Source organism: Olsenella sp. An293 (assembly GCF_002159495.1).
Classification (GTDB): Bacteria; Actinomycetota; Coriobacteriia; order Coriobacteriales; family Atopobiaceae; genus Thermophilibacter.
The window spans coordinates 1-19,995 of the sequence record NZ_NFIT01000015.1 but is presented as its reverse complement, the minus strand read 5'-3'; the positions used below and the strand labels follow the sequence as shown (position 1 = coordinate 19,995).

Genomic DNA, 19,995 nt, shown 5'->3' with positions numbered 1-19,995 from the left:
GAGAAGTACGTGTCTGCCGGGCGTTTGGGCATAGGCGTTGACATCGGCTCCACGGCGACCAAGGTGGCCGTGGTGGACGCCGACGGCTCGCTTGTGCATGCCGAGCTCATGCCCACGGGCTTCTCCAGCGTGGACGCCGCCGAGCGGGCGCGTGCGACGCTCGAGGCGGCGGGGTTCTCGCTCTGTGCCGGCGATGCGCGCTTGGTCGCCACCGGCTACGGGCGCGTGGCCGTTCCGTACGCGGACAAGGTCGTGACCGAGATCACGTGTCACGGCCTCGGGGCGGCGCGACTCTTTGGGGATGAAGGCACCGTGATCGACGTGGGTGGTCAGGACACCAAGGTCATCCGTCTGCGCGCCGGTCGTGTGATTAAGTTCGTGATGAACGACAAGTGCGCGGCGGGAACCGGTCGGTTTCTGGAGATCATGGCGGACCGGCTGGGGGCGGGGCACGACGAGCTCTCCGCGCTGGCTCGTTCAGGCGAGCCGACGCAGATCACGAGCATGTGTACCGTGTTTGCGGAAAGTGAGGTCATCAGCCTCGTGGGCCGCGGGGAGCCGCGGGAGAACATCGCCCGCGGCGTGATCGAGAGCGTTGTTTGCCGCGTGGCGACGCTCGTGGGGTCTGCGGGCGGCGCGACGCCGTACTATCTCACAGGTGGGCTTTGTGACAACGAGCTTGTGGTCGAGCTCTTGGGCGAGAAGCTCGGCGCACCCGTGGCGACGTGCCCGGAGGCGCGCTACGCCGGGGCGCTGGGCGCGGCGCTCATGGCGCTGGAGCTGGAGTAGGGAGGGGTCGGGAAAAACACGCATTCGATGTGGGTCACGTCGTGTTTGGCTGGGACGATGGCCGATGGTTCTCATCCAATGCGTGTTTTTTTGACCCTTGGAGTAGGAGACTAGGTGCGGGTGCCCCGTTAGCCCGCCGGCAAGGCCCGGACGGGCCGAGAGGAGACAACATGGCAGACACGGTGCTCACGATCGACGCGCGCGGGGACGCGTGCCCGATTCCGGTGGTGAAGACGCTGAAGGCGCTGGGCGCGCTGGCTGGCCCGGGCTCGGTCGAGACCCTCGTGGACAACGAGATCGCGGTGCAGAACCTCACGCGCATGGGCGAGGGCAAGGGCTGCACGGTGACGAGCGAGCGCCTGGGCGAGAAGGAGTGGCGCGTGACCGTGGCGGCCTCGGCGGCGCTCGCGGTGAGCGACGTGGAGGCCGAGTCGGCGACGTGCGAGGTGCCGACGCCGGGCGCGCCGTCCGCGGCCGCGCCTGCGGCGCGCAAGGTCGTGGTGGCGATCACCTCCGAGTGCATGGGCACCGGCGACGACGTCCTGGGGCGCAAGCTCATGGGGAGCTTCGTCTACTCGCTCACTCAGCTCGACGAGCTGCCGGCGACCGTGCTGCTCTACAACGGCGGCGCGCACCTCAGCTGCGAGGGCTCGGCGGCGCTCGAGGACCTGCGCGGCCTTGCGGCCTCCGGCGTGGAGGTGCTCACCTGCGGCACCTGCCTCGATCACTACGGCATCGCGGACCGGCTCGCCGTGGGCGAGGTTACCAACATGTACGTGATCGCGCAGCGTCTCACGGGCGCAAGCCTCGTGGTGAGGCCTTAGGGCCGGGCGCGGGCGATGGCACGCGTGCGGGTGCCGTCATTGGTGGTGACGTTTCCCACCACGGAGGCGGCGATGTCATGCGAGGAGTGCTGCCGGCGGCGGGGCCTCCCCGGGCGGATGATCCCGGTGCCCGGCGAGGTTGCGGCCGGCTGCGGCCTGGCGTGGAAGACGGCGCCGGAGGCTCGCGAGGAGCTCGCGGCGGCGCTGGCGGCCGACGGCGTGCCCGTGGAGGCCATGGCCGTGATCGAGCTCCTGGAGTTCTGTTAGTTGGGGACAGTCCCCATCTAACAGACGGGCGAGAAGGACGTGGGGTCGATGATCTACCTGGACAACGCGGCGACGACGATGCGCAAGCCGCAGGAGGTCGTGGACGCCGTCGTGGCGGCGATGGGGTCGCTCGGCAACGCGGGGCGCGGCGCGTCGGCCGGAGCGCTCGACGCCGGCCGCACGGTCTGGCGCTGCCGCGAGGCGGTTGCGGCGCTTCTGGGCTGCCCGCGCGCCGACCACGTGTGTTTCTCGGCCAACTCGACCGCGGCGCTCAACGCCGCGCTCTCCGGCCTGGTGGGGCCAGGCGACCGCGTGGTCACCACGGTGCTGGAGCACAACTCCGTGCTGCGCCCGCTCGCGCGGCTGGCAGACGAGCGAGGCGTCGAGGTTGTCTACGTTGGCTGCGACGAGCGCGGATACCTTTGCATGCACGAGCTCGAGCGCCTGGTCACGCCCGGCACGCGCCTCGTGGCGGTGACGCACGGCTCCAACGTGACGGGAAACCTCGTTGACGTGGCGCGCGCGGCGCAGATAGCGCACGCGGCCGGGGCGCTCTGCCTGGTGGACGCGTCGCAGACGGCGGGCTCCGTGCCGCTGGACATGGCTGCGATGGGGCTCGACGTGGTCTGCTTCACCGGCCACAAGGGCCTCATGGGACCGCAGGGCACGGGCGGGATGGCCGTGGCAGAGGGCATCGACGTGCGGCCCTGGGCCGAGGGCGGCTCCGGCGTGCACTCCTTCGAGCGGCGACACCCGCAGGAGTGGCCCACGCGCCTGGAGGCGGGGACGTTGAACGCGCACGGCCTGGCGGGCCTTGCGGCGGGCATCGCGTTTATCGAGAAGAACGGCGGGCCCGCGGCGGTGGGCGCGCGCGAGCACGCGCTCGCGCGGAGGCTCTACGAGGGCGTGGCCGGCGTGCCGGGCGTGACGGTGTACGGCGGCTGGCCGGAGGCGCCCGAGCGCTGCGGATCCATCGTGGCGGTGGGCGTGGCCGGGCTCGACTCGGCGGAGGTGGCCGACGCGCTGTCCTCGGGGTGGGGGATCGCGTGCCGCGCCGGCGCCCACTGCGCGCCGCTCATGCACCGCGCGTTGGGGACCGAGCGCCAGGGCATCGTGCGCCTGAGCTGCGGCTGGTTCAACACCGAGGAGGAGGTTGACGTCGCGGCCGCCGCCGTGCGCGAGATTGCCGCAAGCTGAGGTCCTGCTCGCCCGTGGAGGGGCGTGGTCCGTGTTGGACTCAGTTGCCTACTGGTCTATCAGTAGGCAACTGGCATCGTCTGGGGCATTTTGGCGAGTTGACCTCTCTTACCTACTGATTTTCCAGTAGGTAATACTTTCACCGACAAGAACTGATTGCTCGGGGTCTAAGAGGGACGTGCCGTCCGGGGGCGTTCGCCTGCCGCTCGCTGCTTCGACGCGGTCTATGGGCAGCCCAAACTATTTGTAAGCTATACTTACTTGTTGGAATCCAAAGCCTGACGTAGAGCGTTATATTTCCAAAAGTATAACGCTGACGAGGGGGAATGATAGAGATGCTGGTCGTGATTCGCGGAGCGGGCGACATCGCCTCGGGTATCGCGCTGCGCCTGCACCGCGCTGGCATGCGGGTCGTGATGTGCGATCTCGCGGTGCCCACGTCCATCCGGCGCACCGTGTGCTTCTCGGAGGCCATTCGCCTGGGCGAGACGCTCGTGGAGGACGTGCGCGGCATGCTCTGCGGGAACGTCGAGGCGGCCCGCGCGGCCGTGGCGGCCGGCGACGTGGCGGTGCTCGTGGATCCCAAGGCCGCCTGCGTGCGCGACCTCGCCCCGGATGCGCTTGTCGACGCGATTCTCGCCAAGCGCAACCTCGGCACCACGCGCGACATGGCCCCCGTCGTCATCGGGGTGGGGCCCGGCTTCACCGCGCGCCAGGACTGCGACGCCGCCGTGGAGACCATGCGCGGCCACTACCTGGGCCGCGTTTACTACGAGGGCTCGCCGATCCCCAACACCGCGGTACCCGGGCTCATTGGCGGCTACGCGGGGGAGCGCGTGATGCGAGCTCCCGCAGACGGCGTCTTCGAGCCCTGCGTGGAGATCGGCGCGCAGGTCAAGGCCGGTGACGTCTGCGCCACGGTGGCAGGCGAGCCCATGTGCGCCACCATCGACGGCGTGGTGCGGGGCCTCCTGCAGGCGGGCGTGCCCGTGCGGGCGGGCATGAAGTCCGGAGACGTGGACCCGCGCTGCCACCCGGAGTACATCGAGAGCTCCTCGGACAAGGCGCTCGCGGTGGGCGGCGGCGTGCTCGAGGCAATCCTTTCTCTCTCCGGTGCGTTGGGCGAGAAGAACGTGCGAGTTCCGGACGATTTTGCCGAGAAAACCGTCCAGACGGCGCCCCTCAACGGCTCGCTCTCGGACGCGGGCTTCGTCTCCGCGATCGCAGACGAGCTCGCTGCCGGCCGGCGCGTGGGGTTTGCGAGCCTGCTCGCCACCCGCGGCTCGATGCCGCGCCACGAGGGCGCGCGCCTCGCCGTGACCGAGAAGGACCGGCTGCTCGGGACCGTCGGCGGCGGCGCAATCGAGCGGCTCGCGATCGAGCGGGCGCGCGCGGCCCGCGACGGCGGCTCGCCGAGCCTCGCGTGGTACCGCACCGGCGACGAGATGGCCTGCGGGGGAGACGCGCTGCTCGCCGTGCGGTCGCTTACGGCCGACGACCTGCCCGTCCTTCTCGCCCTACGCGACGCGCTCGAGCACGACGAGTCCGCCTCCGTGACGGAGCGCTGGTCCGACCCCGCCGCGCCCACGCTCGAGCTTGCCCCGGCCGCGCGCCTAGCCGGCCCGACCTGGGACGACGCGCGCGCCACCTACCGCGAGCCCGTCGCCGCGCCGAGCCGCCTGCACGTCTTTGGCGCCGGGCACGTGGGCGCGGCGCTCGTTGCCATGGCGTCGGCCGTGGGCTTCGAGTGCCATGTCTACGACGATCGCCCCGAGCTCGCCACGTCGGCAAACCTGCCCGCCGCGACGTCGGTGACCTGCGGCGCATTCGATGAGCTCGCCGCCGGCGCCGTCATCGGCCCGCGCGACTCCGTCGTCGTGCTCACGCACGGGCACGCCCACGACGAGACGGTCCTTCTCGCCGTGCTGTCCCGTGACGTCCAGCCCGCCTACGTGGGCTGCATCGGCAGCGCCCGCAAGGCCGCCCTCGCGCGCGAGCACCTCGTCGCCGCCGGCGTCCCGCAAGAGCGCGTTGACGCCGTGGCCATGCCCATCGGACTTGCCATCGGTGCCGTCACGCCGGCGGAAATCGCCCTCGCCATCGTCGCGCAGCTCGTCCGCCGTCGCGTCGAGCGTCGCGGCGCAGGTCCGGGGAAGGGCGAGCGCGCATGAGCGCCGCCCTGCGCAGACACCCCGGCCGCATCATCGCCCTTCTCGTCGCGCTGCTCGTGGCCGTCGTGCTCGTGTCGTTGGCGCTCGGACGCTATCCCATCGGCCCGGCCGACGCACTCGAGCTCCTGGCCTCACGCGTGGCGCCCGGCCTCGGAGACTTCTCCGCGCAGCAGGAGACGCTCTTCTTCAACGTCCGCCTGCCGCGCATCCTGCTCGTGATCCTCGTGGGCGCGAGCCTCTCGGCCGCGGGCGCCGCCTTCCAGGGCATCTTCCAGAACCCGCTCGTCTCGCCGGACTTCCTCGGCGCGTCGCAGGGAGCGGCCTTCGGCGCGTGCTGGGCCATCCTCGCGGGGGCTGGCTCGCTCGCGATCTCCGGCTCGGCCTTCGCGGTCTCGCTCGCCGCGGTGGGCATCGTGCTGCTGGTGAGCAGTCGGGCGCGCGGCAACCGAATCCTGGTGACCGTGCTCGCCGGCATCATGGTGAAGTCGCTCTTCGAGGCCGGCGTCTCTTATACCAAGCTCGTGGCCGACCCGTCCAACCAACTGCAGGCCATCACCTTCTGGCTGCTCGGCTCGTTCAACGGCGCCAAGGTGGCCGACCTCGCGCTGGCCGTCGGCCCCATCGCCATCGGCCTCGCGGGCCTCATGGCCATGCGCTGGCGCCTCAACGTCCTCACGATGTCAGACGACGAGGCGCTCTCCATGGGCGTCAACGCCCCGCGCGTGCGCGCCGTGGCCGTGCTCTTCTCGGCGCTCGTGACCGCGGCGAGCGTTGCGGTCTCAGGGCTCATCGGCTGGGTGGGCCTGGTGGTGCCGCATCTCACGCGCGGTCTGGTGGGCAGCGACTACCGGCACCTGCTGCCCGCCAGCATGCTCGCGGGCGCTACGTTTCTGCTGGTGGTGGACGACATCGCGCGCCTGGCGCTCACGGCGGAGATCCCCATCGGCATCCTCACGTCCGTGGTGGGCGCGCCGTTTTTCCTGTGGCTCATCGTGAAGAGGGGGCGCGGCTGATGCGGGCGAGAAGAACCTGGCGTCCCGGCCCCGCGGCGGCCGAGAGGGGGCGCGGCTGACATGAGCTTCGAGATCTCCGGTCTCAGCTTCTCCTACGGCGACCACGCGGTCCTCGAGGGCGTGGACCTCACCGTCGCGGACGGCGAACTCGCGTGCGTGCTCGGGCCCAACGGCGTGGGCAAGACGACGCTCTTTCGCTGCATCCTTGGCCTCGAGCGGCCCCGCGCGGGCGCCATCCTCGTGAACGGCCGGCCGCTCGACGAGCTCTCCGTTGCCGAGCGTGCCCGGGAGATGGCCTTCGTCCCGCAGAGCCATGCGCAGGTCTTTGACTACGAGGTGCTCGACGTGGTGCTCATGAGCGCGGCGTCGCGTCTGGGACCGCTGCGCGCGCCCGCCACCGCCGACCGCGTCCGTGCCGAGGAGGCGCTCGAGCGCGTGGGCGTGGTGCACCTCGCGCATCGGAGCTTCATGCAGGTCTCGGGCGGCGAGCGACAGCTCGTCCTCATCGCCCGCGCCATCGCGCAGGACGCGCGCTCGATCGTGATGGACGAGCCCACGAGCGCGCTCGACTTTGGCAACACGGCGCGCGTGATGGCGGTGGTGCGGCGGCTCGCAAGCGAGGGGCTCTCGGTCATCGCGTCCACGCACGCGCCCGACCTGGCCTACCTCTACGCGGACACGGTGCTCGCGCTCGACGGCGGGCACGTCCGCGCGTGCGGCGTCCCGGCAGACGTCATCACCGGGCCGCTCCTGAGCGAGCTCTACGGCCTGCCCGTGGAGGTCAGCTCGCTTTACGATGACAAGGCGCGCGCCTGCGTGCCCGCCTGCGAGTTGGGGACAGTCCCCGATTCACACAAAAGTTTTATGTGAATCGGGGACTGTCCCCAATTCACAGGACGAAGGGAGAAGAAGTGAGGAGAAGAACGTTCTTGTCGGCAGTTGCGGCACTTGCGATGGCGGTGTCGCTCGGGGCGTGCAACGGCGCGCCGGCCGACCAGCAGCCCGCCGCGGAGCAGGCCGCCATGCGCGTGGTCACGGACTCGGTCGGGCGCGAGGTTGAGATTCCGGCCGAGGTCGAGCGCATCGCCGCCTCCGGCCCCGTGGCGCAGCAGGTCCTGCTCACGGTGGCGCCCGGGAAGATGGTCGGCCTCTCAGGCGAGCTCACGGACGAGCAGCTCGCCTATCTCGGCGAGGACCTTGCTGACCTGCCCGTCTTTGGTCAGATCTACGGCGGCAAGGGCGACTTCAATAAGGAGGCCGTCGCCGCGGCGGACCCGCAGCTGATTATCGACGTCGGCGAGGCCAAGGACTCGCTCGCCGAGGAGCTCGACGCGCTGCAGGACCAGATCGGGATCCCGTGCGTGCACATCGACTCGACCGACCTCCACAGCTACGCCGACCTCTACGACCAGCTTGCGGAGATCCTGGACTCCGAGAAGGCCGCCGAGCTCGCGGACTACTGCCGCGACGCCGTGGCCGAGGTCGAGGCCGTCGTGGCGGAGGTACCGGACGACGAGCGCCCACGTGCGGCGTACCTGCTCGGCGACACGGGGACCAACGCGATGGCGCGCGGCGGCTTCCAGTCCGGCATCATCGACCTGTGCTCCGAGAACGTCGTCGTGGTGGACGACCCGTCGTCCAGCGGCAAGGGCAACGAGATCGGCCTCGAGCAGATCGCGCTCTGGGACCCCGAGCTCATCGTCTTCGAGGGGGCGAGCATCTACGACACCGTGGGCGACGAGCCGGCCTGGGCCGAGCTCAGCGCCGTCAAGTCCGGCAACTACTTCCGCGCGCCGAGCGAGCCCTACAACTGGATTTCCATGCCCGCCTCCGTCAACCAGATCATCGGACTGCAGTGGTACGCGCGCCTGTGCTACCCGGACCGCTTCGACGACGACCTGCGCGACGTGGTGGGGGAGTACTACCAGCTCTTCTACGGCCACGACCTCACGGACGAGGAGTATGACGCGCTGATGCGCGGCGCCGTGCGAGAGTAGAGCAAGGGCCCAAAAAATAACGGACATTGGATGGCCAAAATTGGCCCTTTGCGCGACGTTTGCCCAGTTGGCAAGATTCTTTCAGTTAACCAAATGCCGTTATTTTCTGGGGTGCCCGGGTAGACCGCCGGGAAGGACCTCGCGAAAGCGCCTCGCGCCCGTCTCGTCCGGGCGGACGAGCTCGACGAATCCCCAGGCGGGGCGCAGTCGCGCGGCGGCCTCCTCTGCCAGCGTGGCGCGCACGACCGCGAGCGCGTGCGGCCAGGCGGGCGCGGGGCCGCCGTCGAGCAGCGCGAGCGCCGCGGTGAGCCCGCCGCCGCGGCGCAGCTCGAGCGGGCCTATCTCGTCGATGACGAGCGGCCCGGGGCCCGCGTCCTTCTCGCCCACCGCCGCGGCAAGCCCGGTGAGGTGCGCGTTCACGCGGGCAAGCGCCGTCGCATCAAAGTTCCAACCGCACCTGTCAATTGGGGGCTGTCCCCAATTGACAGGTTTGGCGAGGAGGACGCGCTCGCGCGAGGGCAGCAGCACGTTCTCGATCCCGACCTTCTCGCCGTCGCGCCACACGCCGGGTGCGAGCACCCCGCGAACGGGTACGCCCGCGGTCTCGAGCTCGTGCACGCGCGCCTCGAGCCACGTGGTCTTGCCCGTCCGGATGTCTCCGGTGAGAATGAACAGCATGAAGCCTCCCGACCGCCCAAGCCGCAATGACCCATCCCGGAGGAAATGATGACAGATGCGTGGTCGCTCTACGACCGAATGATCTCCCAGGTTCCCGAGGACGCGCTCGTGCGGCGCGTGTTCATGGGCGCCCACCACTGCCTCGTCGAGGCCGAGTGCGGCGCGGGCGTGGCGGCGCTCCACCGCGGGGGCGTGCGCCTGCGCCTGGAGCGCGGCTGGGCGGGCCGTCCGCTGCGGGAGCTCGCCGCCTGCGCGAAGTCATGGGACTTTGAGGTGGCGTCGGCGGGCGTCGCGGCGCTCAACGCCTGGCACAACCAGCCCGAGCGGTTGGGCGCGCTGGGCCTTGTCGCGGACGCGGGGAGCACGGACCCGTTCGTGTTCCTGGCTCCGGTGGCCGCGCGCATCGCTGCCGAGAAGAACGACGGCTCGCGGCCCCGCGCCGTGGTGGTCGGCCACTTCCCGCACCTCGCGGCTATCGCGGAGCACGCTGACGTTGCCGTGCTGGAGCGCTCCGCCCGCGCGGACACGGACCTGCCGGACACCGCCTGCGAGTACCTGCTGCCGGGTGCGGACCTCGTCGTCATGACGGGCATGACGCTCGCCAACAAGACGATGCCGCGTCTGCTCGCTCTTGCGCGCGACGCGCTCACCTGCGTGGTGGGCCCGTCGGCCACGATCTGCGCGGCGGTCCAGGAGGCGGGCGCGGACCTCGTCGCCGGCAGCGTGGTCGCCGACGCTGCGCTCGCGCGCGAAGTTGTGACCTGCGGCGTGCCGCTCCACGGCTCCGGCGCCCTCGAGCACGTGCTCGTGGCGACGCCCCGCGGCCGTGCGGCGCTCTTCTCCGGTAGACTCGATCGGGTCAGTTTCCGGACGGAGGGGGTGCGCGCATGATCCGCGCGGCGTTCTTTGACATCGACGGCACGCTCGTGAGCATGCGCACGCACGAGATTCCCGCTTCGGCGGTGCGCGCGCTCGAGGAGCTACGCGCCGCCGGCATCCTGCTCTTCATTGCCACGGGGCGCTCGAACGCCGACATGCCGCGTCCCATCCGCGAGCTTGACGCGCGTCTGCCTTTTGACGGCTTTCTCACCTTCAACGGCCAGTACTGCTACGACGCGGCGGGCGAGGTCTTCCGCGACGCGCCGATCGGCCCGTCTGACGTCGGGCGCATCGTTGACCTGGCGGCGGACGGCGTCATCGACATCGCGGTCATGCAGCGCTCTCGCATGTTCGTGAGCCGCCACACGCCGCGCGTGGTCGCCGCGGAGGCGGCCGTGGACAACGTGACGCCGGTGGGCGACCTCGCGCTCGCGTTCTCGGAGCCCACGTACCAGTTCTGCGCCTACATCGGGCCGGGGGGAGGAGCACCTGTTCATGGACGTGTGCGAGCACGTGGAGCACACGCGCTGGAGCCCCAACTTCTGCGACGTCATCCCCGCGGGCGGCGGCAAGCCGGCCGGCATCGCGGCCACGCTCGAGCGCTGGGGTCTGGCGCCGGAAGAGTGCGTGGCCTTCGGCGACGGCGGCAACGACGTGCCGATGTTCGACTGCGTGGGCGTCTCCGTGGCCATGGGCAACGCGGCGGATGACGTCAAGGCCGCCGCGACGATGGCGGCCCCGGACGTCGACGACGACGGGCTGCTCGTGGCATGCAGGGAGCTGGGGCTCGCGTAGGCGAGCTCTTCTCGGCCGGCGACCGGGCGCCTAGCTTCGCAGGACCTTCTCCAACGCCTTGCCGCGCGCGAGCTCGTCGACGAGCTTGTCCAGGTAGCGGGCATTGCGCTCCACCGGGTCCTCGATGGCGGCCACGTCCACGCCGCAGACCTTGCCGGTGATGAGCGTCCGGTCGGGGTTCAGCGCCGGGGCCTCGTCGAAGAGCTCCCGGTAGGTGACGCCGCGCTCGAGCTGCCGAGCGAGGCCCTCCGCGTCGTAGCCGGTGAGCCAGCAGCATGCAGCGTCCACCTCCGCGCGCGTGCGCCCCTTGCGCTCCGCCTTCTGCACGAGCAGGGGATAGACCTGCGAGAACGACATCTCTGCGATCGACTTGCGCGCCATGTGGCCTCCAATGACACGAGGGGTCGGTCCCTTTGCATCCTTTGTATCATTCCTTTTCGGGGTCGTGGTGCGCGAGCTGAACGAGAGCCAGGCACGCGACGCCGATGCCCAGAAGCCCGAGCGCGTTTCTCGGCTCCACCTCGTCCATGGCGACGAGCGCCGTGACGCCCACGCCCATGGCGAGCGCGACCGCCTTGAGGACGAGCTCCACGAGTGCGGGCACCTTGGGTCCCGAAGGCTCCTCCTGCGCCGCCGTCTTCACCTCGAGCAGCTCGTCCACCGAGGTGCCGAGAACCTCGGCAAGCTTGGGCAGCGACGCCACGTCCGGGAAGGAGAGATTTCGCTCCCACTTGCTTACCGCCTTGTCCGTCACCCCCATCTGCCGGGCGAGCTCGAGCTGCGTCATGCCCCTCTCCTTGCGCAGGGCGGAGATGGTGGCGCCGAAGGTCTGCTTGGTCATGAGGGTCCTTTCGCTGGGGTCGTCGGGCACGGCCATCGTCGCGCGGCGCCGCCTCGCGCTCAACCGACCGCCAGTTGAGTCGGCTCGACCGTTGGTAGAGCCCCAGTTTACGGCAGGTGAGCTGGGAGTGCTGATGCCGCTCGCGGCACCGCTTCATCCCGGAGCTTCTTGTTGTGTACGCTCGCTGGCGTTGTGCGCACTCCCTAGCGTTGTGTACACGGGCCCAGATGCCCTTCTCGGAAGATGCGCAGGTAGACGGGCTGGCGCGAAGTGCGCACGACGGCGAGAAGTGCGCACGACGGCGAGAAGTGCGCACAACGCCCAAAGGAACACCCCCAGATTACGCCACGACCACGCTCTTCTCGCCGCGCGGGACGGCGCGGCCGATGACGGCGGCGGGGAGGCCCTCGGCGCGTAGGGCGTCGGCCAGGCGCTCCGCGTCCTTCTCGCCCAGCGCCAGAAGCAGGCCGCCGGAGGTCTGCGGGTCAAAGAGCACGTCGGTGAGGTCGAGCGGCAGCGCATCACTCAGCGCCACGCGCGGGCCGAAGAAGTCGCGGTTGCGATAGGCACCGGCGGGAATGAGGCCCATGGCGGCCATCTCGCGGGCGCGCGCCATGAGCGGCACGGCGGCGGCGTCGACCTCGAGCGTGACGCCGGAGGCCTCGGCCATCTCGCAGGCGTGCCCCATGAGCGAGAAGCCCGTGACGTCGGTGGCCGCGTGCGGCCAGAAGCCCAGCTCGCGCGACAGGCGGATCGGCGCCTCGTTCAAGGTGGCCATGGAGTCGGTGGCAACGCGCACGCCGGCGTCGTCCAGAAGGCCACCCTTGTGCGCGGTGGTGAGGATGCCCGTGCCGAGCGCCTTGGTGAGCACGAGCGCGTCGCCCGCGCGGGCCCCGCCGTTTTCCAGCCGCTCGTCCAGCTGCACGAAGCCCGTCACCGCGAGGCCGTACTTGGGCTCGTGGTCGTTGATCGAGTGGCCGCCCGCCACGACGCACCCGGCACGGCGGCACGCGTCGGCCCCGCCGGCGAGAATCTGGCCCGCGACCTCGATGCCCAGGCAGTTGGGGAAGCACAGGAGGTTGAGCGCGAGCGCGGGCCGGCCGCCCATGGCGTAGACGTCGGAGAGGGCGTTGGTGGCCGCGACCTGGCCAAAGAGGAACGGGTCGTCCACCATGGGCGGGAAGAAGTCCGTCGTCGCGATGAGGCCGCGGCCGTCGCCGAGGTCCCACACGCACGCGTCGTCGGAGGCGTCGAAGCCCACCACGAGCTCCGGCGCGTCCAGGCGCGGCAGGCCGGACAGCACGCCCGCAAGCTCGCCCGGCGCGATCTTGGCCGCGCAGCCCGCCGCCTCCACGAGCTCCGTGAGGCGCACCCCGGTCATGTCCATGCTCGCTCCAATCCGTCGGGAGAAAACCTGTCCCAAAGTGTCTGCACGAAATAACACGTCCCCAATGAGCAGAGAACGTGTCCCAAAGTAGCAGACGCCCCCGGGACGCGAGGTCTCGGGGGCGTGCCGAGTCAACGTTCTATTTCCTGCCGCGAGCCGCTAGTTCTCGTCTGCGGCGAGGGAGGAGTCGCACTCCGCGCGAGTGCGCTCGATACGTCTGAGCAGGGACTCCTTGAGCTCATAGGTGTGCGAGCGCGCAATGTCGCCGGCCTCGTGCGTGATGAAGCGGAAGAAGTAGTGGCCGTCGAAGTCCTCGTAGATGCGGAACTTGGGCGTGGACTCGCGATCGAAGGCGTCGATCGTGCTGTCCTCGATCTCGGCGTCGGCCGCGGAGGCGCGCACGCACTCGATGCCGTGCAGGCACTCGTCCTTGGACGGGAAAATGATCGAAGACATGAGGATGTGCCCGTTGGACGCGCACAGGTTAAAGCAGTAGCGGCCCTCGTTCTCAACCACGACGTACTGTCCCATACAAATCACCACCAAACTCGTTTTACCTACCGATTACAAAAGGTTAGCCCGCGCCGCGCCATGCGGGGGCGGGAACTGTGCGGGCGGTCGGATTTGGTCGGGGAGACGACGGCGCGACGGGCGAGAAGAACCGGCGCTCGTCAAGCGGCCTCGTATGGGAGCGATTTCGCACCCACGCTTGGGCTGCGACAAAATGGGGTATAGTGTTTTTACATCCCCCGAACAGACGGGTTGGCGTGGTCGGGGGACGCGCCAACCCACCAGACGAGAAGGGCCCCGGTCGCAGCACGTGCGACCGGGGCCACGTCGTTTGCGGGGCGTCGGAGTCAGGCGACCCGGACCGTCAGCGTGCGGCTCCGCGCAGGGCCGCGTCGCGGCCGGCGTCGAAGGCGGCGAGGTTGGCCTCGACCGTCGCCGCGGGCACGCAGGCGCGCACGGCGTCGCGCCAGAGCTCGACGTCGAAGGGCAGCGCCGTGGAGAGCGCGCCCACGAGCACCACGTTGGTGGAGCGGGGCGTGCCCAGGCCGCGCGCGATGACGCCGGCGTCGAGCAGGTGGGCCCCCAGCTCGCGCAGGCGCTCGTCCACGCGCTCGGGCATCTGGAAGTTGCCGATGTTCACGGAGACGGGCGTGATCTCTTCGTCGTTGACGAACATCGTGCCGCCCTCCGCGAGGTAGTGCTGCGCGCGCAGGGCCTCGACGGCCTCGAAGGCCACCACCACGTCGGCGCAGCCGTCGTCGCAGACCATGGTGGAGACGTGCTCGCCCAGGCGGATGACGGTGCTCACGGACCCGCCGCGCTGGCTCATGCCGTGGATCTCGGAGACCTTGACGTCGAGTCCTGCCTCGGCCGCCACCGTGGCGAGGAGCTTGCCCGCGAGGATGGTACCCTGGCCGCCCACGCCCACGAGGAGGATGGTCTTGGTGCCGTCCACGACCGCACCGCTCTTCTCGGTATCTGCCATTGCTTACTCCTTCGTGATGCAGCCGAACGGGCAGGACTGGACGCACTGGTCGCACCCGATGCACTGCGTGGGGTCGATGGCCGCGGTGCCGTCCTTGGCGCGCCCGAGCGCGGGGCAGCCGATCTTGATGCACTGGCCGCACGCGCGGCAGTTGCGGATGGTGGGCTGCTTGCCGCGGCTGCGGTCGATCAGGCGGCACGGCGCCTTGAAGACGATGACGGAGAGACGGTCCGTTGCGGACGTGGCGGCCTTGAGCGCGGAGCGCACGGCCATGAGGTCCTGGGCGTCCACCTCGACCACGTCCTCCACGCCCATCGCGCGCACGAGGGCGAGAAGGTCGAGCGCCTTGCCCGTGGGGTTGTCCAGCGGCCCGATCTTGTGCGAGCTGTCCGTGAGCGTGACGCCGTTCACGGGGTTGCCCTGCGTGCCGGTCATGGCCGTGGTGCGGTTGTCCAGGATGCAGAGCGTGCCGGCGCCGCCGTTGTAGATGGTGCCGAGCATGCTCGTGATGCCGGAGTGTGCGAAGGTGGAGTCGCCGATGACGCCCACGACGGGACGGCCGGTGCGCTCAGGCGCGCCGGCGAGCTCCATTCCGTGCGCCATCGAGAGGGAGGCGCCCATGTCGATGACCGTGTGGCACGCGCCGTAGGGCGCGACGGCGCCGAGCGTGTAGCAGCCGATGTCGCCGGTGACGATGGCCTTGAGCCGGCGCAGCTCGCAGAAGACGAGGCGGTGCGGGCAGCCCGGGCAAAACGCCGGCGGGCGCGGCGGGAGGTCGGTGGCAGCGGCGAGGTGCGCGGGCTGCTCGACGCCAAAGGCGGCGCGGATGAGCTCGGGCTTGAGCTCGCCGGCGACGGGAAGCGGCGCGGCGGGCGGCTCGGCGAGCTCGATGCCGAGGGCGCGGACGCGCGAGGAGAAGTAGTCGCTGGCCTCCTCGACGACGTAGCAGGCGTCCACGGACGCGGCGAAGTTGGCGAGCGCTCGGGCGGGAAGCGGCCAGGCGAGGCCCAGCTTGAACGTGGAGGCCTCGGGCAGCGCCTCGCGGACGTGCTGGTAGACGGCGCCGGCGCAGATGACGCCGACCTTCTCGCCGCGGCGCTCGACGCGGTTGAACGGGCAGGTCTCGGCGTAGGCCTCGAGCTCGGCCTGGCGCTCGTCCACCACGAGACGGCGCTTGACGGCGTTGGCCGGCATCATGACGTACTTGGGGATGTCGTCGACGTAGTCGCGCGACGCCACGGCCTCGCGCTCGCCGGACGTCTTGACCAGCGTGCGGGTGTGGGCGATGCGCATGGTCTCGTGCAGCATGACCGGCGTGTCAAAGCGCTCGGAGAGCTCGAAGGCGGCACGGGTCATCTCGTAGCAGTCCTGCGAGTCGGCCACGTCGAGGCACGGGATGCGGCCGAAGGCGGCGTAGAAGCGCGAGTCCTGCTCGTTCTGGGACGAGTAGCACGACGGGTCGTCCGCGGCGAGAAGGACGAGGCCGGCGTTGACGCCGGTTGAGGCGGCGGCCATGAAGGGGTCGGCCGCCACGTTGACACCGACGTGCTTCATCGTGACGAGCGAGCGCGCGCCGGCGATGGCAGCTCCCAGGCCCACCTCGAAGGCGACCTTCTCGTTGGGGGACCACTCGCAGTAGACGTCGTCCTTGCACACGAGCGACTCGAGCGTCTCGGTGGACGGCGTGCCGGGGTAGCCGACGCCAACGGCGACGCCCGCCTCCCAGGCGCCCTGCGCGATGGCCTCGTTTCCGGACATGAGGCTCTTGTCCATGTCTCTCCTCTCCTGGGGTGATGGGTCAATTGGGGACAGGCCCCAAACGACCCATCCATTCCTAGTGACGCGTCTCGCGCGCGACGATGGCGTCGGCGCCGTACTTGGCGCGCAGCGCCGGCTTCTCGATCTTGCCCGTGGGGTTTCTCGGCACGGGCGCGAAGATGACGCGCCGCGGCCGCTTGTAGCGCGGCAGCCTCTTGCAGAACTGCATGACGTCGTCCTCGGTGAGCGGCGCGGCCTCGGGCTTGAGCTCGATGATCGCCGCGGGGATCTCGCCGAGGCGCTCGTCGGGAAGTCCGATCACGGCCACATCCTTGATCGAGGGGTGCCCCATGAGGAAGCTCTCGACCTCCACGGGGTAGATGTTCTCGCCTCCCATGATGACGACGTCCTTCTTGCGGTCCACCAACCAGTAGAAGCCGTCCTCGTCCTGGCGGGCCATGTCGCCGGTGTGCAGCCACCCCGCCACGAGCGTCTCGGCCGTGGCCTCGGGGTCCTTGTAGTAGCACTCCATGAGGCCGGGGCCCTTCACGCAGAGCTCGCCGACCTCGCCGGGCTCCACCACGTGGCCGAGCTCGTCCACGATCTTGCACTCCCAGCGATACCCCGGCACGCCGATGGCGCCCACGTGGTCGATGTTCTCGAGCCCCAGGTGGACGCAGCCCGGGCCCATGGACTCGGACAGGCCGTAGTTGGTGTCGTAGTCGTGGTGCGGGAAGACCGCGCGCCAGCGGCGGATGAGGCTCTCCGGGACCGGCTGGGCGCCGATGTGCATGAGACGCCACTGGTCCAGGTGGTAGTTCTCCAGCCGCACCGTGCCCTCCTCCAGGGCCACGAGGATGTCCTGGGCCCAGGGCACGAGCAGCCAGACGATGGTGCAGCCCTCGTTGGAGACGGTCTCGAGCACGGTCTTGGGCGACACGCCGCGCAAAAGCACGCCGCGCCCGCCCGCGAGCAGGCTCCCCAGCCAGTGCATGCACGCGCCCGTGTGGTAGAGCGGCGGGATGCACAGGAACACGTCGTCGTGGGTCTGGTGGTGATGGACCTGCTCCATCTCGGCTGCCTGCGTGAGGCTCTCGTGGTGGTGCAGGATCGCCTTGGGAAAGCCCGTGGTGCCGCTGGAGAAGTAGATCGCGGCGTCCTCGTCCTCCGAGAGCGGGACACGCGGGTCGGCCGAGGAGCACAGGCTCGCCAGCTCGCGGTAGCTCTCCGCCCACGTGGGGCAGTCGTCGCCCACGTAAAAGAGCAGGCGCCCAGCCTGGATGCGCTCCGCGATCTCCTCGACGCGGCCGATGAACTCCGGGCCAAAGACGAGGATGTCCACGTCCGCCTTGTCGAGGCAGTACGCGATCTCGTCCGCGGAGTAGCGGAAGTTGAGCGGCACCACCGTGGCGCCGGACTTGAGGACGCCAAAGTAGAGCGGCAGCCACTCGATGCAGTTGTAGAGCAGGATGGCGACCTTGTCGTCCTTGCGGACGCCGCGGGAGAGCAGCAGGTTGGCAAAGCGGTTGGCCTTCTCGTCAAAGACCGACCAGGTCATCTCGCGGCGGAAGGGCTCGTCGTCGGTGGTCTCCACCAGGTCGTAGTCGCGCCAGGTGATGTGGCGGTTCTCGCGCCGCTCGGGGTTGACCTCCACGAGGGCGACCTCGCTCGGGTACTTCTCGGCGTTGGCGCGCAGCATGTCGACGATGGTCATCTCGGGCCTTTCGTTTGTCACACAGTCTGTTCATCATAGTCCGGCGGCGGGCCAGAAGAACGGGCGGGCCACAAGCGGTAACAGGCGTGTGACGTGTGCGGCGCGGCCTGCGTCCGGCGAGGGGGCGCGGGACGCGGCGCCCCGGCCGTGTGCTACCCTTGCCTGCAACCGCGGAACGGGAGGTGCCCATGCGACGGCTTTTGGTGGTGGAGGACGACGCGCGCCTGCGCGACGAGCTCTGCGTGCTGCTCGAGCGCAACGGCTACGAGGCCGTGGCGCTCACGGGCTTCGACGACACGGCGGGCCAGGTCCTCGCCGCGGCTCCCGATTTGGTGCTGCTGGACCTCAACCTGCCCGGGGTGGACGGCCAGTTCGTCTGCCGCGAGGTGCGCCGTCGCTCCGATGTGCCCATCATCGTGGTGACCTCCCGCGACAACGACATGGACGAGCTGCTCACGCTCTCGCTCGGCGCGGACGACTTCGTGCCCAAGCCCTACAACGACCAGGTCCTGCTCGCCCACGTGGCGACGGTCCTCAAGCGCAGCTACGGCGAGGGCGCCGCGGCGGCGGAGATCTCCCACGGCGGCGTGGTGCTGGACACCGCGCGCTGCCGCGTGAGCTCTCAGGGCCGCACGGCCGAGCTCACCAAAAACGAGCTGCGCATCCTCGCACTGCTCATGCGCAACGCCGGCGCGGTGGTGAGCCGACAGCGCATTCAGGAGGAGCTCTGGGCGTCCGACGAGTTCGTGGACGACAACACGCTCACCGTGAACGTCTCCCACCTGCGCTCCACGCTCGCCAAGATCGGGGTGGAGGACTACGTGCTCACCAAGCGCGGCATGGGATATCTGGTGGAGTAGCGTCGGTGACAGTTGGCGACGCGCTGGGGAGGACGCATGAGCTTTGGTGCCTACATCGCAGACCGCCTGGTGCCGCTCGTCGTGGGCGCGGTCGCGCTCGCGTTCTGCGCGCTGGTCATGACGGTCTATGGGCTCGACCTCGCGGCGACGGGGTTTGTGTGCGGGGTGCTCGTGCTCGCCGCCGCGGTCGCGCTGCTGCTCGACTGGCTCCACCGACGCGCGTTCTACCAGCGAATCTCTGACATGCTGGACTCCCTCGACGAGACGTATCTCACCACCGAGCTCGTGGGTCGTCCGGGCTTTCTCGAGGGGGAGCTCTTCTACGACGCGCTCGACCGCGAGTCCAAGGCCATGCGCGACCGCATCGCCGCGGCGCGCCGGCGCTCTCGCGAGTACCGCGAGTACGTCGAGACCTGGGTGCACGAGATCAAGACGCCCATCGCCGCCGCGCGCCTGATCGCCAAGAACAACCCCTCGCCGGTCGTGGACTCCATCGACGCCGAGGTCGACGCCATAGAGGGCTACGTCGAGCAGGCGCTCTACTACTCGCGCGGCACCTCGCTCGAGCGTGACTTCCAGATCCGCGAGGTCGACCTCGGCGAGGTCGTCCGCGACGCGTTGCGCCACAAGGCGCGCACGCTCATCGGGGCGCGGGTGGCGCCCGAGCTCGGGGAGCTCTCGTTCACGGTGCACGCCGACCCCAAATGGCTCGCCTTCGTCGTTGGCCAGGCGCTCGTGAACAGCGCCAAGTACCGGGGCGAGGGCGACGGGAGGGGGCGCGTCCGCATCTTCGCCGAGCGCCGCGAGACCGGCCTCGACGCATGGGAGACCGTGCTCGCCCTGGAAGACGACGGGGTGGGGATACCGGCGGCGGACGTGGGGCGCGTCTTTGACAAGGGCTTCACCGGTGAGAACGGACGGCGCTTCGCCCGCTCGACCGGCATGGGGCTCTACCTCGTGCGCGAGCTCTGCGAGAAGATGGGCGTCAGGACGTGGCTCGAGTCCGTTGAGGGCAAGGGAACCACGGTCTACCTGGGATTTCCTGACATGGCCGAGCGAGCGTGACGCCCGACGCGACTGACGCCTCGGGGAGGGCGGCCTGCACTTTCGCCCTTCAATCCATTTTTCCCTGCCGCCGCGAACAAAATCGCCCTTCGATCCATGGAAAAATGGCCTCGATGAGCCCGTCCTTGCGGCGGCGTCCGACGTTTTCCCAGTTGGCTGGATCGCGTGCCAAACGTTGGTGTCAGAGCACCCCTGAAAAGGGGTGTGGCCACCGCCTAGAATCTTCAGTTACCACGCTGACAGAGACTTGGGAGATGACCACATG

The 19,995-nt window shown here is 69.8% G+C and carries 20 protein-coding genes and 1 pseudogene; 13 read left to right on the top strand and 8 right to left on the bottom strand.

The genetic code is table 11. From position 1 onward, the window contains the following. Nucleotides 1-9: 9 nt before the first annotated feature. From B5F85_RS09225 to B5F85_RS09190, 8 genes are all read left to right on the top strand, one after another. Nucleotides 10-789, top strand: coding sequence for an acyl-CoA dehydratase activase (locus B5F85_RS09225; protein ID WP_239386839.1), 780 nt, complete (start codon nt 10-12; stop codon nt 787-789). A gap of 170 nt (nt 790-959) precedes the next feature. Further along, a complete protein-coding gene (gene yedF, locus B5F85_RS09220; protein ID WP_204204727.1) occupies nt 960-1,613 on the top strand; it encodes a sulfurtransferase-like selenium metabolism protein YedF in 654 nt (217 codons plus the stop codon). A 15-nt stretch (nt 1,614-1,628) separates the two neighbouring features. After that, the gene (locus B5F85_RS09215) at nt 1,629-1,880 is read left to right on the top strand and encodes a DUF3343 domain-containing protein (protein ID WP_087316580.1); all 252 of its coding nucleotides are present in this window, start codon (nt 1,629-1,631) and stop codon (nt 1,878-1,880) included. Nucleotides 1,881-1,928: 48 nt separating this feature from the next. Further along, nucleotides 1,929-3,077, top strand: a complete 1,149-nt coding sequence (locus B5F85_RS09210) for an aminotransferase class V-fold PLP-dependent enzyme (RefSeq protein WP_087316578.1) — start codon at nt 1,929-1,931, stop codon at nt 3,075-3,077. A 326-nt stretch (nt 3,078-3,403) separates the two neighbouring features. Then, nucleotides 3,404-5,248, top strand: a complete 1,845-nt coding sequence (yqeB, locus tag B5F85_RS10915; RefSeq protein WP_087316577.1) for a selenium-dependent molybdenum cofactor biosynthesis protein YqeB — start codon at nt 3,404-3,406, stop codon at nt 5,246-5,248. Further along, the gene (locus B5F85_RS09200; protein ID WP_087316575.1) at nt 5,245-6,261 is read left to right on the top strand and encodes an iron ABC transporter permease; all 1,017 of its coding nucleotides are present in this window, start codon (nt 5,245-5,247) and stop codon (nt 6,259-6,261) included. Before yqeB ends, B5F85_RS09200 begins: the two co-directional genes overlap by 4 nt. A 60-nt stretch (nt 6,262-6,321) precedes the next feature. Then, nucleotides 6,322-7,131, top strand: coding sequence for an ABC transporter ATP-binding protein (locus tag B5F85_RS09195; protein WP_087316573.1), 810 nt, complete (start codon nt 6,322-6,324; stop codon nt 7,129-7,131). A 59-nt stretch (nt 7,132-7,190) separates the two neighbouring features. After that, the gene (locus B5F85_RS09190; RefSeq protein ID WP_239386837.1) at nt 7,191-8,258 is read left to right on the top strand and encodes an ABC transporter substrate-binding protein; all 1,068 of its coding nucleotides are present in this window, start codon (nt 7,191-7,193) and stop codon (nt 8,256-8,258) included. 99 nt (nt 8,259-8,357) lie between these two features. Here B5F85_RS09190 and B5F85_RS09185 read toward each other — a convergent pair whose 3' ends face one another. Next, nucleotides 8,358-8,936 carry a nucleoside-triphosphatase gene (locus tag B5F85_RS09185; protein WP_087316570.1) on the bottom strand — a complete coding sequence of 193 codons (579 nt, stop codon included), beginning with the start codon at nt 8,934-8,936 and terminating at the stop codon, nt 8,358-8,360. 48 nt (nt 8,937-8,984) lie between these two features. On the opposite strand from B5F85_RS09185, the gene B5F85_RS09180 reads away from it, so the two are divergent. The 3 genes and pseudogenes from B5F85_RS09180 (at nt 8,985) to B5F85_RS10905 (ending at nt 10,610) form a co-directional block, all read left to right on the top strand. Continuing rightward, the gene (locus B5F85_RS09180) at nt 8,985-9,827 is read left to right on the top strand and encodes a DUF364 domain-containing protein (RefSeq protein WP_158094594.1); all 843 of its coding nucleotides are present in this window, start codon (nt 8,985-8,987) and stop codon (nt 9,825-9,827) included. Beyond that, nucleotides 9,824-10,120 (top strand): annotated as a pseudogene (locus B5F85_RS10910) (HAD hydrolase family protein); the annotation flags it as partial. The gene B5F85_RS09180 and the pseudogene B5F85_RS10910, both read left to right, overlap by 4 nt. A 190-nt stretch (nt 10,121-10,310) precedes the next feature. Beyond that, entirely contained in the window at nt 10,311-10,610 is a 300-nt protein-coding gene (locus B5F85_RS10905; RefSeq protein ID WP_239386835.1) for an HAD hydrolase family protein, read from the top strand. A 30-nt stretch (nt 10,611-10,640) separates the two neighbouring features. Here B5F85_RS10905 and B5F85_RS09170 read toward each other — a convergent pair whose 3' ends face one another. The 7 genes from B5F85_RS09170 to B5F85_RS09140 all read right to left on the bottom strand — a co-directional run bounded on the left by B5F85_RS09170 (nt 10,641) and on the right by B5F85_RS09140 (nt 17,805). Then, nucleotides 10,641-10,991, bottom strand: a complete 351-nt coding sequence (locus B5F85_RS09170; RefSeq protein WP_087316566.1) for a DUF2200 domain-containing protein — start codon at nt 10,989-10,991, stop codon at nt 10,641-10,643. Nucleotides 10,992-11,037: 46 nt separating this feature from the next. After that, nucleotides 11,038-11,451, bottom strand: coding sequence for a helix-turn-helix transcriptional regulator (locus tag B5F85_RS09165; RefSeq protein ID WP_087316564.1), 414 nt, complete (start codon nt 11,449-11,451; stop codon nt 11,038-11,040). Nucleotides 11,452-11,791: 340 nt separating this feature from the next. Beyond that, the gene (gene selD, locus B5F85_RS09160; RefSeq protein WP_087316643.1) at nt 11,792-12,832 is read right to left on the bottom strand and encodes a selenide, water dikinase SelD; all 1,041 of its coding nucleotides are present in this window, start codon (nt 12,830-12,832) and stop codon (nt 11,792-11,794) included. Between the two features lie 165 nt (nt 12,833-12,997). After that, on the bottom strand, nt 12,998-13,369 hold the full coding sequence (locus B5F85_RS09155; RefSeq protein ID WP_087316562.1) for a DUF1508 domain-containing protein: 372 nt from the start codon (nt 13,367-13,369) through the stop codon (nt 12,998-13,000). A 343-nt stretch (nt 13,370-13,712) separates the two neighbouring features. Continuing rightward, complete coding sequence (locus tag B5F85_RS09150; RefSeq protein ID WP_087316561.1) at nt 13,713-14,333, bottom strand: indolepyruvate oxidoreductase subunit beta; 621 nt, start codon at nt 14,331-14,333, stop codon at nt 13,713-13,715. Nucleotides 14,334-14,336: 3 nt separating this feature from the next. Continuing rightward, nucleotides 14,337-16,106, bottom strand: a complete 1,770-nt coding sequence (locus tag B5F85_RS09145; RefSeq protein WP_087316559.1) for a thiamine pyrophosphate-dependent enzyme — start codon at nt 16,104-16,106, stop codon at nt 14,337-14,339. A gap of 61 nt (nt 16,107-16,167) precedes the next feature. After that, a complete protein-coding gene (locus B5F85_RS09140; RefSeq protein WP_087316557.1) occupies nt 16,168-17,805 on the bottom strand; it encodes a class I adenylate-forming enzyme family protein in 1,638 nt (545 codons plus the stop codon). A gap of 188 nt (nt 17,806-17,993) precedes the next feature. Between B5F85_RS09140 and B5F85_RS09135 the strand changes: the two genes are divergently transcribed. Together B5F85_RS09135 and B5F85_RS09130 are read left to right on the top strand one after the other, a co-directional pair. After that, nucleotides 17,994-18,665: a response regulator transcription factor gene (locus B5F85_RS09135; RefSeq protein ID WP_087316555.1), complete on the top strand. Its 672-nt coding sequence runs from the start codon at nt 17,994-17,996 to the stop codon at nt 18,663-18,665. Between the two features lie 36 nt (nt 18,666-18,701). Further along, a complete protein-coding gene (locus tag B5F85_RS09130) occupies nt 18,702-19,730 on the top strand; it encodes an ATP-binding protein (protein ID WP_087316553.1) in 1,029 nt (342 codons plus the stop codon). Nucleotides 19,731-19,995: the final 265 nt, after the last annotated feature.